7 protein-coding genes are annotated in these 13,360 nt (G+C 34.9%); 4 read left to right on the top strand and 3 right to left on the bottom strand.

Annotated elements, in window-relative coordinates:
- The first annotated feature begins 41 nt into the window (after positions 1–41).
- From ACNQGJ_RS12770 to ACNQGJ_RS12755, 4 genes are all read left to right on the top strand, one after another.
- Positions 42–1,499: a glycoside hydrolase family 30 protein gene (locus ACNQGJ_RS12770; RefSeq protein WP_417973321.1), complete on the top strand. Its 1,458-nt coding sequence runs from the start codon at positions 42–44 to the stop codon at positions 1,497–1,499.
- A gap of 15 nt (positions 1,500–1,514) precedes the next feature.
- Positions 1,515–3,263, top strand: coding sequence for a cellulase family glycosylhydrolase (locus ACNQGJ_RS12765; RefSeq protein ID WP_417973319.1), 1,749 nt, complete (start codon positions 1,515–1,517; stop codon positions 3,261–3,263).
- A 68-nt stretch (positions 3,264–3,331) separates the two neighbouring features.
- The gene (locus ACNQGJ_RS12760; protein WP_417973317.1) at positions 3,332–5,575 is read left to right on the top strand and encodes a glycoside hydrolase family 3 N-terminal domain-containing protein; all 2,244 of its coding nucleotides are present in this window, start codon (positions 3,332–3,334) and stop codon (positions 5,573–5,575) included.
- Positions 5,576–6,317: 742 nt separating this feature from the next.
- On the top strand, positions 6,318–7,073 hold the full coding sequence (locus ACNQGJ_RS12755; RefSeq protein ID WP_417973315.1) for an NUDIX hydrolase: 756 nt from the start codon (positions 6,318–6,320) through the stop codon (positions 7,071–7,073).
- A 145-nt stretch (positions 7,074–7,218) separates the two neighbouring features.
- Here the strand turns inward: ACNQGJ_RS12755 and ACNQGJ_RS12750 are convergent, their stop codons facing one another.
- From ACNQGJ_RS12750 to ACNQGJ_RS12740, 3 genes are read right to left on the bottom strand one after another with little or no spacing between them, the layout of a single operon-like run.
- On the bottom strand, positions 7,219–8,520 hold the full coding sequence (locus ACNQGJ_RS12750; protein ID WP_417973313.1) for a TolC family protein: 1,302 nt from the start codon (positions 8,518–8,520) through the stop codon (positions 7,219–7,221).
- Complete coding sequence (locus ACNQGJ_RS12745; protein WP_417973311.1) at positions 8,513–10,933, bottom strand: ABC transporter permease; 2,421 nt, start codon at positions 10,931–10,933, stop codon at positions 8,513–8,515. Before ACNQGJ_RS12745 ends, ACNQGJ_RS12750 begins: the two co-directional genes overlap by 8 nt.
- A gap of 2 nt (positions 10,934–10,935) precedes the next feature.
- Positions 10,936–13,359 (bottom strand): ABC transporter permease, encoded by a 2,424-nt coding sequence (locus tag ACNQGJ_RS12740; RefSeq protein WP_417973309.1) that lies wholly within the window; start codon positions 13,357–13,359, stop codon positions 10,936–10,938.
- Between the last annotated feature and the right edge of the window lies 1 nt (position 13,360).

Raw genomic sequence — 13,360 nt, 5'->3', positions numbered from 1 at the left:
CGTATATCTGGTAAAATAGCAATCGCATAACAATAAATATAATGAAAAAAATAACCGCAGTAGTAGTTTTGGCAACGTCTTTTTTAGCTTTTTCGCAACAAAAAAACCAAGCTAAACTTAAATATTTTTCGACAAAAGATAAAACGATTACCGTTTATACGACAGCTGAAAACACAAATTTACGATTAACAGAAACCGATAAATTGAGCTTTGGTACTTCAAAACAACCTTTGGAAACCGAAATTTCTGTTTTTGTGGAACCAACAAAAATGTTTCAAAAATTTATGGGAATTGGTGGCGCAATTACAGATGCCAGTGCTGAGGTTTTTGCAAAATTAAGCAAAGAGAAACAACAAGAATTTTTAGACGCCTACTATGATAAAGAAAAAGGAATTGGATATTCCTTATTGCGCACCACCATTCATAGTTCGGATTTTAGTAGCGGTAGTTATACGTATATCAAAGAGGGTGACACGGATTTAAAGACATTCAATATTGATCATGATAAACAATATCGCATACCCATGCTTAAAGAAGCCATTAAAACGGCGGGCGGGAAATTATTGCTTTATGTATCGCCATGGAGTCCTCCTGATTTCATGAAAAGTAATGGCAACATGCTAAAAGGAGGTACTTTACTTCCTGAATATTACCAGTCGTGGGCAAATTATTATACGAAGTTCATCAAAGCTTATGAGAAAGAAGGAATGCCAATTTGGGGAATAACCGTTCAAAACGAACCTATGGCAACGCAAACTTGGGAATCCTGCGTGTATTCGGCCGAAGCAGAAAGAGATTTTTTGAAGAATTTCCTTGGTCCAACAATGAAAAAACAAGGTTTAGGAGATAAAAAAATTGTGGTTTGGGATCACAATCGCGATTTGATGAACCAGAGAGCCAATGTTATTTTCTCTGATCCGGAAGCTTCAAAATATGCTTGGGGAATGGGATTTCATTGGTATGAAACTTGGGCAGGAGGAGACCCAATGTTTGATAATGTTCGAAAAGTACACGAAGCCTATCCCTCTAAAAATTTACTGTTTACCGAAGGTTGCGTCGAAAGATTTGATGCTAAGAAATACCAATTATGGGCAAATGGAGAACGATACGGCACTTCTATGATTAACGATTTTAACAATGGAACTGTGGGTTGGACGGATTGGAACATTCTTTTGGACCAAAATGGCGGACCCAATCACGTAGGGAATTTTTGTTTTGCACCCATTCATGCCGATACTAATTCAGGAGAATTGATCTATACCCCGTCTTATTATTACATTGGGCATTTCTCAAAATTTATTCGACCAGATGCGAAAAGAATCAGCACAGCAGTAAGCAGAAGCAGTTTGATAAGTACGTCATTCCTTAATACAGATGGAAAAATGATTACGGTGGTAATGAATCAAAGCGATAAAAAAGTCACATATAATTTAATTATCGCTACCGAGAAAACGGTTGTTGAAATTCCGGCTCACGCGATTCAAACATTAGTATATTAATTTTAAACCAACTTTATGAAAAAAATAATTTTAATAGCCTTTATTTCTTTTTCAATTGCCTCGTTTGGACAAGGTTTTTTGCATAGAAATGGACAAGAAATTGTCGATGGGAATGACCAAAAAGTGATCTTGCGAGGATTGGGATTGGGCGGATGGATGGTTCAGGAAGGATATATGCTTCAAACCGGTTCGTTTGCTGGTCCTCAACATGTGATTAAGCAAAAAATAACGGATTTAATTGGTGCCAAAAACACCGTAGAATTTTATGATGCTTACAAAGCAAATGGAATAACGAAGAGTGACATCGATTCATTGGCGGCTTGGGGATTTAATTCCGTTCGCTTGCCGATGCACTATAATTTATATACGTTGCCTCTTGAACAAGAAGTGGTTTCAGGTCAAAATACGTGGCTGGAGGAGGGTTTTAAAATGACCGATGATTTGTTGAAATGGTGTGCTGCGAATAAAATTTATTTGATTCTTGATTTGCATGCAGCTCCCGGCGGTCAGGGAAAAGATGCCAATATCTCAGATTATGACCCCGAAAAACCATCACTTTGGGAAAGTACAGCGAATCAGGATAAAATGGTGGCACTTTGGGAAAAGATAGCGGTGCGTTACAAGGACAATCCTTGGATTGGAGCGTATGATATTATCAACGAGCCCAATTGGAATTTTACGGGAACGAATCAAAATGGTTGTGACGAAACGTCAAATGCGCCTTTAAAAGCGTTGCAAGTTCGAGTTACAAATGCGATTCGAGCCATTGATACAAATCATTTAATCTTCATTGAAGGAAATTGCTGGGGAAATAATTACAATGGTATGTTTCCGCTTTGGGATGAAAATATGGCGCTGAGTTTTCATAAATATTGGAATCAAAATGACACCGCGTCGATACAAAAAATGTTGGACTACAGAACCCAATATAATGTGCCAATTTGGTTGGGAGAAAGTGGCGAAAACTCAAATGTTTGGTTCAAGGAAGCCATCTCTTTAATGGAGTCTAATAACATTGGTTGGGCTTTTTGGCCAATGAAAAAAATTGAAAGCTTAGCTGGAGTTACGTCAGTAATAAAAACTCCTGAATATGATCAATTACTTGCATATTGGCAAAACGGAGGAAAAAAGCCAACAGTGGATTTTGCCAAAAACGCCTTACTGCAAATTGCTGAAAACTTCAAAATGAATAATCTGACCATCAGGCATGATGTGATTGATGCAATGTTCAGACAAGTTCAAACAACCGAAACAAAGAAATATAAAAATCATTCGTTGCCGGGGAGAATATTCGCAACAGAATATGATTTAGGGCAAAACGGATTCGCGTATTTGGATAAAGATGTCGCTAATTATGATGGTACTAAATTTACCAAATGGAACAAAGGCGGAATGATGCGAAATGATGGAGTTGATATTCAATCTTGTAGCGATGCAATGACAAATGGATTTCATGTTGCGTTTATTGAGGATGGCGAATGGCTACAATACACCGTTGAGGTGAAAGCCAAAACTACTTTTGATGTTGCTATTCGGTATGCAAGTGATGGCACAGGTGGAAAACTTTATTTAGAAGATGAAAATAGGAGAATTTCTGAAACAATAACAATTCCATCTTCAGGAGGAATAAATAATTGGAAAACGGTGACATTAAAAAATGTGGTTTTAAAACAAGGAATGAATAAAGTCAAAGTGCATTTTGAAAAAGGAAATTTCAATTTGAACTTTTTAGAATTCAAAATTCCAGTCGAGGTAAAAAAATAAAAGGACATTTCCTCTTCTTTGGATGATGGAATAAATAAATTTGATTATAAAAATAATAGTATTTAGAAATGAAAAAAATAGGAACTATAACTCTTTTATTGACCTGCTTTATTGCCTTGTCACAACAAAAAACAATTGACCAAAAAGTGAATGCGTTGCTGAAGCAAATGACACTCGAAGAGAAAATTGGGCAACTCAATCAATATACGGGAAATAATCAGGCGACTGGACCCATAACGATAAATCCAAATAAGGAAACCGAAATCAAAAAAGGTTTAATAGGTTCGATGTTGAATGTTATTGGTACTAAATATACCCGACAATATCAGGAATTAGCGATGCAATCCCGATTGAAAATTCCTTTGTTGTTTGGTCAAGATGTTATTCATGGGTACAAAACTACTTTTCCAATTCCTTTGGCGGAAGCCGCAAGTTGGGATTTAGCCGCGATGGAACTTTCAGCAAGAATCGCTGCTATCGAAGCATCGGCAAGTGGAATTCATTGGACATTTGCTCCCATGGTAGATATTGCTCGTGATCCGCGTTGGGGACGCGTAATGGAAGGCGCAGGAGAAGACACCTATTTAGGTTCGAAAATTGCTTATGCCAGAGTGAAAGGTTTTCAAGAAAAATTAGGCAATGTCAATTCGGTAATGGCTTGCGTGAAACATTTTGCGGCTTATGGCGCTGCAATTGGCGGGAGAGATTACAACTCAGTTGATATGAGCGAAAGAATGCTTTGGGAAACGTATTTACCTCCTTTTAAATCTGCTTTGGATGCGGGTGCAGCCACTTTTATGAATTCATTTAATGACCTTAACGGAATTCCTGCAACCGGAAATAAATACTTACAACGCGACATTCTAAAAGAGAAATGGAACTATCAAGGTTTTGTAGTTTCTGATTGGGGTTCAATCGGGGAAATGGTCAATCACGGATACTCAAAAGACACTAAAGAAGCGGCACTACAAGCCATAACAGCAGGAAGTGATATGGATATGGAAAGCAATGCTTATCGCTACCATTTAGCGGCATTGGTTCAAGAAAACAAAGTGCCAATTGCCTTGATTGATGATGCTGTAAAAAGAATTTTACGCAAGAAATTCGAATTAGGTCTTTTTGACAATCCGTATAAATACTCCAATCTTGAAAGAGAACAAGCCGCAATGAATAACCCGGAGCACAGAAAAGCAGCAAGAGCTATTGCAGCAAAAAGCATCGTATTGTTAAAAAACGCTATCCCGTCGGGGAAGGAGAAAAATATTTTACCCCTTTCCAAAGACACGAAAACAATTGCTTTTATTGGCCCTTTGGTAAAAGAACACAAACAAAATATGGGTTTTTGGGCAGTAGAATTGCCAGAACTTGATTATGATAAACAAGTTGTTTCTCAATGGGAGGGTGTGGTAAATAAAGTAGGTAGTTCCACTAAATTGCTTTACGCCAAAGGGTGTGAGATCGATGGGGATAATAAAGAAGGTTTTGCAGAAGCAGTCGCCATTGCCAATCAAGCGGATATCGTAATTTTGAGTATTGGTGAAAGAGCGGATATGAGTGGCGAGGCTAAGAGTCGTAGTAATATTCATTTACCAGGCGTTCAGGAAGAATTGGTAAAAGCAATACAAGCGACCGGGAAACCGGTTGTGGTTTTAATTAACGCAGGTCGACCGCTTGTTTTTAATTGGACGGCTGATAATGTTCCCGCAATCCTGTATACGTGGTGGTTGGGTAGCGAAGCAGGAAATGCTATCGCGGATGTTTTGTTTGGCGATTACAATCCCTCAGGGAAATTGCCAATGACTTTTCCAAGAGCAGAAGGACAAATTCCTATTTATTACAATCATTTTAATACAGGAAGACCCGCTCCAAATGACACCGCTTTTAATTATGTTTCGGCCTATACCGATTTAAACAACAGTCCTAAATTTCCTTTTGGCTATGGATTAAGTTATACTACTTTTGAATATTCAGATTTAAAATTATCTAAAAATAAGATAAAAAGTACGGGAAAAATCACGGTTTCATTACACGTAAAAAATTCAGGAAATGTGGCTGGAGAAGAGGTGGTACAGTTGTATTTAAGAGATAAGGTAGGATCTGTGGTTCGGCCAATTATTGAGTTGAAAGATTTTCAAAAGATACAACTGAATGCGGGTGAAACTAAAGTGTTGGAATTTATCATAGACAAGGAAAAATTATCTTTTTACAATGCAGCTTTACAATGGATTACTGAACCAGGAGATTTTGATTTAATGATAGGCTCGTCTTCGACAGATATTCGGTTGAAAAGCACTTTTGAATTAGTAAAATAAAAAGCCTCAATCGACAGTTTACGTAGAAGTCCTGTCGATTGAGTTTTAAATACTTTTATAACAACATTTACTACTACTTTTTAATTTTGGTTGATAGCGGTCAAAATACCATCAAGAGCTGCGTCTGCAAATTTCCCTCCTGATAAAAAAAAGAATTTATTTCTTGGCCTATTGACTAGCATTGCTTATAAAAAAAGGAAGTTGCTGTTTTCTTCTCGTCCGTTTTGGTATTTTAGTGGCACTTGTGAAACTTTAAACTCCATTAATAAAACCATTGGCAATTTCTTCTCTCAAAACAAGAACTTCAGAAAATTATAGCCAGTTTCTTCCACCAATAAGGGTGCACTTCATACCTAATCTGAATACTATACTATTTGAACAGCATTGGCTTTAAATTTAATTCCGAAAGGTTTATCCATTTTTTGTGCTGTAAGAGTATTTTAAGAGGTGGCAACTGATAAAGTTGTTGAAAAACAATCATGAATTACTTGATAATCTATGCGTGGGTATGCGACTGTTTTCCAGTCTTCCAATGATTAGTGAAATGAATTTTTTAGCTGTTGTTCACCATAAATATGTTTTTTCATCGAATGGATTCGTTTCTTTGTCCAATCTTTTTTTATATTAAGATCAAAATAAAGGATGATGAATTTTTAAAATTGTTACGTCCTTCAATTGCTTAACAAAAATGAACTAAATTGCGTCTTTCGAAGGGTATAATTTAATTGCTAGAATAAATCACATGTTAAAAGCCATTTTAGATAATAAGGAAAAGTATCAACCGGGTTTGTCGATAGATTGTGTGATTTTTGGATTTCATGACAATCAGCTCAAAGTGCTGTTAATAAAAACAAAGTACAGTGACAAATGGGCTTTGCCCGGAGGTTTTGTACCTGTAAATGAAGATATTGATCAGGCTGCAGTAACTGTTTTACATGGTAGAACTGGATTGAAAGGAATTTTTCTGAGGCAGTTTTCGACATTTGGCGCAGCTAGACGGACTAGTGTTGTTATCAGTAATTCAATACTTGAATTTTACGGAATACCCTTAGACGAAGGGAAATGGTATGCTAGCCGTTTTGTAACGGTAGGTTATTATGCGTTAGTCGATTTTTTGAAAACGGTTCCACAGCCTTTAGATAGCAATGAAATTGTAGAATGGATTGACCATAATGCGGTGCCGGAATTGGTTTTAGATCACAAACAAATTCTGGACACAGCATTGGAAACCCTTCGTATGGAATTAAATTTAATGCCGGTAGGATATAATTTGCTACCTGAAAAATTTACGATTCCGGAATTACAAAAACTATATGAAACCATATTAGGAAGAAAACTCGACCGTAGAAATTTTCTGCGTAAGATAACGGCAATCGGGATTTTGACAAAGCTGGATGAGAAGAAAAGTAATGTAGCGCATAAAGCGCCAAATTTATATAATTTCGATAAAGAAAAATACGAAGAAGTAGTTAAAAACGGATTGACACAAGGTTGGTAATTTTAAAAAAAACATAAAAAAACTCCATTATTTCTAATGGAGTTTTTTGTGGTCCTTACGGAACTATTTACGAACCATTTCATGCAGAATTTAAACAAGTTATCGCTACTGGATTGTGAATGATTTTAAATTTTAGTCTTTATTTTTACAACCGATCCTTTCTCAATAGATTTATTTTCAAGTCAATATATTGTAATTGAAGATTGTTTCTCAACACTTCATACTCAGCAGAGAGAGACTGATTTTTAACTGAGGAATATAAAATAGCTTCTACTTTGCCACTTATAAATTTAGCTTGAGTAGTTGCTAGAGAAGCTTTGGCATACTTTTCTTTCTCCATCAATTTATTCTGTAGGAGCAAATAATTTCTTTTGTTTTGTTCTTCCAATATTACTTGTTTGTCCAATTGTTGTTTTTCTTTTTCTACAACGAGTTTTGCCTGATCACCTGCTATTTTTGATGCACTGATTTTTTTGTTATTTCTAAAGCCATTGAAAATTGGAACGCTCAATTGCATACCAACTTGTTGACTTTTATTTTCTTCTAATTGGTTGAAAAAAGAATCTGTGGTGGCATTTGCTTGTTTAATATTTTTATAATAAAAAGTAGAATATCCATAATATGCTGACAAGATCGGTAGATTGCTGGCTCTCTCTAAACGGATCGACTTCAAACTGTTTAGATAATTGAGCTCTGCAAGTTTGATTTTAGGATTGTATAACGAATTCTCAGCATATTCAGTTCTTCCATTCAAATAAGGTTCCAATATAATTTCATTAGTTGCCACACCCGTAATATTCATCAACTGGAATAATTGTATTTTCTTAATAGCATACAATTGTGCGGTTTCCAAATTTCGGTTTTCTTCCTCCGAAAAACTCAATTGCATATCATACAAATCGCTTTGAGGTTTGCTACCGATAGCCACTTCTTTAGTTACTCTGTCTAAGTTAAAGGTAGCTTGCTTGAGTTGCTCTTTTTGAATTTTCAATAACTCCTGAGTATAAAGTGCCTGATAATAGCTTTCCAAAAGCTGCAATTTATATTCGTTTTCTAAAACTTCTTTTTCGGCTTTGGCTTGCTCAATATTAATTCTATCTTTTTGAGCATTCGCAAAAGCACTAAAATCTATTAGATTAGTTCTGGCACTGAGATAGAAATTATCATTTTGAATGTTAGAACTTACTCTTCCGTTAGTCGAAGGATCAATGGTAGAACCAAAATTATATCCTTGTTCTCCATATAAATTGATAGTCGGTAACATTCTATTTAAAACTGAATTCTGTGACTTTTGAGTTCTTTTTATTTCGAGTTGTCTGATTTTTATTTCGATATTATTCTGCAAAACTGTTTCCATGCATTTTGTAAGCGACCAAGAATTTTCTTGGCCGCTGGCAAAAGCACTAAAAATTAAAAATAAAAGTGTTATAACTGTTTTTTTATTCATATTTCAAATATTTCAAAACATCTGTTTTTGTTGCCTGATAGGCTTTTAAAAGCACAATTATCAAAGTTAAAACTAATAGTATGATGAATCCAAAAATGAATGGAAATACAGTGATGTCAATCCTAAAGGCAAAATTTTCGAGCCATTTGTTCAACAAATAATACACTGGAAACAAAGCGATTAGAAACCCGATTGTGCAATATAATATATACTGTTCTGATAATTCTTTAAGCAAAGTGTTGGTTTCTGCACCCAAAGTTTTTCTGATGGCGATTTCTTTCATCCGACTTTGTATAGAATACGAAGCCAAAGCAAATAAACCAAAAAGAGCAATGAGAATCACCACAATATTCAGCAATGAAAAGAGGTTCTTTTGTTTTACATAAGTTTCATATGTTCTGGCGTACTCTTTATCAACGAAATCATATTTGAATGGGTATTCTTTATCGACCGTTGTCCAGAATTTCTCGATATCAGCAATAGTATTTTCAACATTATCCGATTTTAGTTTTACGTAAACAAGACTTATGGTTTTAGCTATATCTACGGATTTAATATGGAAAAAGGTCATTGGTGGGACTTCAACTTCCGGGCTTAATAAATTGAAATCTTTGACAACCCCCACAATTTTTAACTTTTGATTCCTAATCAGTACTTCTTTCCCAATTGGGTCTTTCATATTCATTAGTTTTAGGGCTGTTTCGTTTACCAATACAGAATTGATGGTGTCGGAAGCGAATTTTTCGTCAAGACCTCTGCCTTTTAGCACTTTTATTTTCAGCATTTCAAGCATACCAAAATCTACCGGAATAGTTCGTTCTTTAAAGAGCTGATCTTTATATAAAACAGGGAATAATGAATGGTCTGCACCATCAAATGTAACAAGACCCGTTGATGCCTGTTCAACTCCTTTTATTTTTGTCAATTCCTGTTTGATGGTAGTGTATCTGTTGTAAATATTTCTGCCGATGTCTTCTCCCTCATAGTACGAAGATGGAAGATTTAATGCTATGGCAATCACTTGGTCTCCTTTAAATCCAAGGTCTTTATTGCTTAAATAGTTGACTTGCTGATAGACAATATGAGACCCGATAATAAAAAAAGTAGCAATAGCAAACTGTAAAATTAGCATTCCGTTACGCAACCAAACACCACTTTTACTCCTTCCGAAATTCCCTTTCAATACTTTGAGCGTTTCAAAATTGGAAACATAAACCGCTGGAAATATTCCCGCAACCAAAACGGTTAAGATGAAAATCAGAATTAATTGCAAATAAAATTGGCTTCCAACAATCATTAGGTTTTTCTCTAAAAATTCATTGTAATAAGGCAACGCCAATTCTACAATGACCAATGCCAATAAAATAGAAAACGAACTTATAAGAATAGTTTCAAAAATAAATTGACTGATAATGTTACCTCTTGATGCGCCCACGATTTTACGCACTCCCACTTCTTTGGCTCGCTTTATGGCATTGGCAGTAGCCAAATTGACATAATTGACAACAGATAAAATGAGAATTACAACAGATAGTCCAGCCATAATCAACAAAAATTGAGAATTGCCTCTGCCTTCCGGATACCCATCAACGATGGAATGTAATCTCGCCTTTGAAAGCGGTTCCATGAAAATTTCAAACTGCCCGATTTTTTTAGCCATTTCCTCGGTTGTAAAGCCGGCTTGTTTTGCGTTTTTTACGATATATTCGTCGAAATATATCTTTTCTATCCTCTTTCTTGTTTTCTCCACTTTAGAAGGGTCTTCCGTTTTCAAAAGCACTTTGAAAGCAAAAATCCCCATCTGTTTATTTGGATCCAAAAGCTCCTTCATTCTATTGACGATGACATTTGGAGCAATAGAAGAATTATCTGGAATGCGATATACGGCGCGAACAATGCACATAGCGTCCAAGCAATTCACTTGTTTGCCAATCGGGTTTTCATCGCCGAAAACCCTTTTGGCAATGTCTTCTGAAATGGCAATGCCGCTGTCATCTTTTAATGCAGAAATGGCATCTCCTTGAATGATTTTAAAAGGGAAAAGAGAAAAGAAATCACTTTCTACATTGATGATTTTATCGACTAATTGCTTCTTTCCATTATGAATGATTCGGTCATTTTGATACCAACTGTCACCATAAACTACAGTTTCTACATTCGGGTCTTCTTCCAAAAAAGATTTTAGTACCAATGGGTTTTCTCCTCTCACGGGTGTACCTGTCAATTGAACCAACACCTGATAAACTTTTTCTTTTTCAGGGTTCCAGGCGTTATAGCTATGTTCATCGTTCCAGTATAGCAAAGCGAAAATTAAGCCCGATATTCCGATGCTCAATCCTAACACATTCAAAGCCGTAAAAAGCTTGTTGTTTTTGATGTGATATAAAAATATATTTATCCAATTTTTCAGCATGGTTATTCGTATTTTAAGAATTGTAAAACATCGACTCTGGTTGCGGCATAAGCCCTGGAAAGTACTATAGCTAATGTTAAGCTTAACAGGACTATGAGACCAATGACAAAAGGAATAATTGAAATTGAAATTCTAAAAGCAAAATTTTCCAGCCATAAATTCAATAAATAGTACACCGGAAATGCCGCAATCAGAAATCCAATTACACAAAAAAAGATGTATTGTTTGGATAACTCTTTTAGTAAAACATTGGTTTCTGCTCCTAGTGTTTTTCGTATCGCAATTTCTTTCATTCGTCTTTGAATTGAATATGTTGCTAAGGCAAACAATCCGAACAAGGCAATACCAATAACTACAATATTTAGTAGTGAAAACAGGGTTTTTTGTTTCACATAACTGCTGTACGATCTTTTGTAATCTTTATCGACAAAATCATACGCAAATGGATAATCTGGGTCTACATTTTTTATCCAAAATTTTTCAATATCTGCAAGCGTTTGCGACATAGTCTCAGGATTTGCTTCGACATAAATATTATTTAAAGTACCTATAAACCACGGAATTGTTTTGAAATGAAAAAAAGACATGGGCGGAATTGCTTCGCTTGGATTATCTAAATTAAAATCTTTAACAACACCTACAATAATTACTTCTTTTCCATCCCAATTGACTTTTTTACCTATTGGATTTTTTTCTTTTAACATTTTCAATGCGGTTTCATTAATCAGCATAGTGTTGATCGTATCTTGAGCAAATTTTGGATCTAAGTATCTTCCTTTCAACATTTTGATTTGCAACATTTCGAGCATTCCAAAATCGATAGGGATATTATTCCCATCTATACTCCTATCTTTATAATAATACGTCGTTGTTATTGGCGCACCAATGCCAAACACAAAAGCACCACCTGCAACTTGTTTTATTCCTTTTATTTTTAATAATTTATTTTTAATTGTTGTATATCTATCAAATCTAAACTTGTCTGATATCTTTTCTCCATATACATTCCTATAGGATACGTTTAAGATTTGATCGGCTTTAAAACCTAAATCTTTTGTACTCATATAGTCTATTTGTTGGTAAACAATATAAGAGCCGATAATAAAAAAACTTGCGATGGCAAACTGCAATACTAACATGGAATTTCTTAGCCAAATCCCTGCTTTACTTCTATTGAAGTTTCCTTTCAATACCTTTAAAACTTCAAAATTTGCTACATAAATGGCGGGAGAAATTCCGGCAGTTACTATAATTAAAAGAAATAGTAGTACTAATTGAAAGAAAATCTGATCCAATTGAATACTCAAATTTTTCTCCAAAAACTCATTATAATAAGGCAAGGCTAATTCTACAATTACTAAAGAAAACAATAAAGCAATCAAAACAACAATTATGGTTTCAAATAAAAACTGCGTGGTGATATTTCGTTTTGACGCCCCTAAAACTTTACGCAAACCTACTTCTTTTGCTCTTTTTATAGCACTCGCAGTTGCCATATTGACATAATTGAATATGGATAAAAGCAAAATAAGAATGCTCAACCCCATCATTATTTTTAAAAACAAATAATTTCCTTTAACTTCTATTATTCCACTTGTTTTGGTATGTAAACGAACATCTGATAAAGGTTCTAAGGAAGGTTTTGTCGATCCAAATTTTTCAATAAACTCTTCTGGTGTAATACCTTTTTGTTTTGCATAACGAACGGTCATATTATCATAATACAATTGTCCTAAAGTCTTTTCTATATGTGCTTTAGAACTAGCACTTTTTGCTCTAATTAATAACACAAATTGAAAATTACCCCATTGATCAATAGACTTTTTTATTCTAAAATCCATAAAATTAACCACACAGGAAGGACTGTACGATGATTTTTTATCTAATTTATAAACCCCTCTTACAACTAGTTTTTTGTTGTCAAAAACCACTTCTTGATTTAAAGCGCTCTCATTCCCGAAGAGTTGCATAGCTGTTTCCTGTGATAAACAAATACTGTTTTCATCCGGTAAAGCTCCTTTTTGGTTTCCTTCGACAAATTCAAAAGGAAAAAAATCAAAGAAATTATCTTGCGCAATTAGTATTTTTTCAAATTGTTTTTTATTGTTTTTAAATCGTATTATATCCTTATTATAATCTCCGCTGATATAACAAAAGGAAGCTACATCATCTGATTTTTTTATTAAATTAGAACCTACCGGAGCAGGAGTAGTAGTCCAAAAAGAATTTTCATCCATTTGATTGACTAAAAAAAACACTTTCTCCTTATTTGGGTTCCAAGCATCATAACTTTGCTCCTCATTCCAATATAAAATCGCGAAAATCAATCCCGCTATCCCAATACTCAAACCCAAAACATTCAAAGCCGTGAAAAGCTTGTTGTTTTTGATTTGGTATAAAAATATATTTATCCAATTTTTCAGCATG

This window comes from Flavobacterium cryophilum (assembly GCF_048286555.1).
GTDB lineage: Bacteria > Bacteroidota > Bacteroidia > Flavobacteriales > Flavobacteriaceae > Flavobacterium.
The sequence above is the reverse complement of the archived record's forward strand: the minus strand, read 5'-3'. Positions and strand labels throughout refer to the sequence as shown.

What these genes read in the sequence shown, in the direction of transcription:
- ACNQGJ_RS12745 (WP_417973311.1), bottom strand. Translation starts at nt 10,933, where the DNA reads ATGCTGAAAAATTGGATAAATATATTTTTATATCACATCAAAAACAAC.
- ACNQGJ_RS12765 (WP_417973319.1), top strand. Translation starts at nt 1,515, where the DNA reads ATGAAAAAAATAATTTTAATAGCCTTTATTTCTTTTTCAATTGCCTCG.
- ACNQGJ_RS12760 (WP_417973317.1), top strand. Translation starts at nt 3,332, where the DNA reads ATGAAAAAAATAGGAACTATAACTCTTTTATTGACCTGCTTTATTGCC.
- ACNQGJ_RS12740 (WP_417973309.1), bottom strand. Translation starts at nt 13,359, where the DNA reads ATGCTGAAAAATTGGATAAATATATTTTTATACCAAATCAAAAACAAC.
- ACNQGJ_RS12755 (WP_417973315.1), top strand. Translation starts at nt 6,318, where the DNA reads ATGTTAAAAGCCATTTTAGATAATAAGGAAAAGTATCAACCGGGTTTG.
- ACNQGJ_RS12770 (WP_417973321.1), top strand. Translation starts at nt 42, where the DNA reads ATGAAAAAAATAACCGCAGTAGTAGTTTTGGCAACGTCTTTTTTAGCT.
- ACNQGJ_RS12750 (WP_417973313.1), bottom strand. Translation starts at nt 8,520, where the DNA reads ATGAATAAAAAAACAGTTATAACACTTTTATTTTTAATTTTTAGTGCT.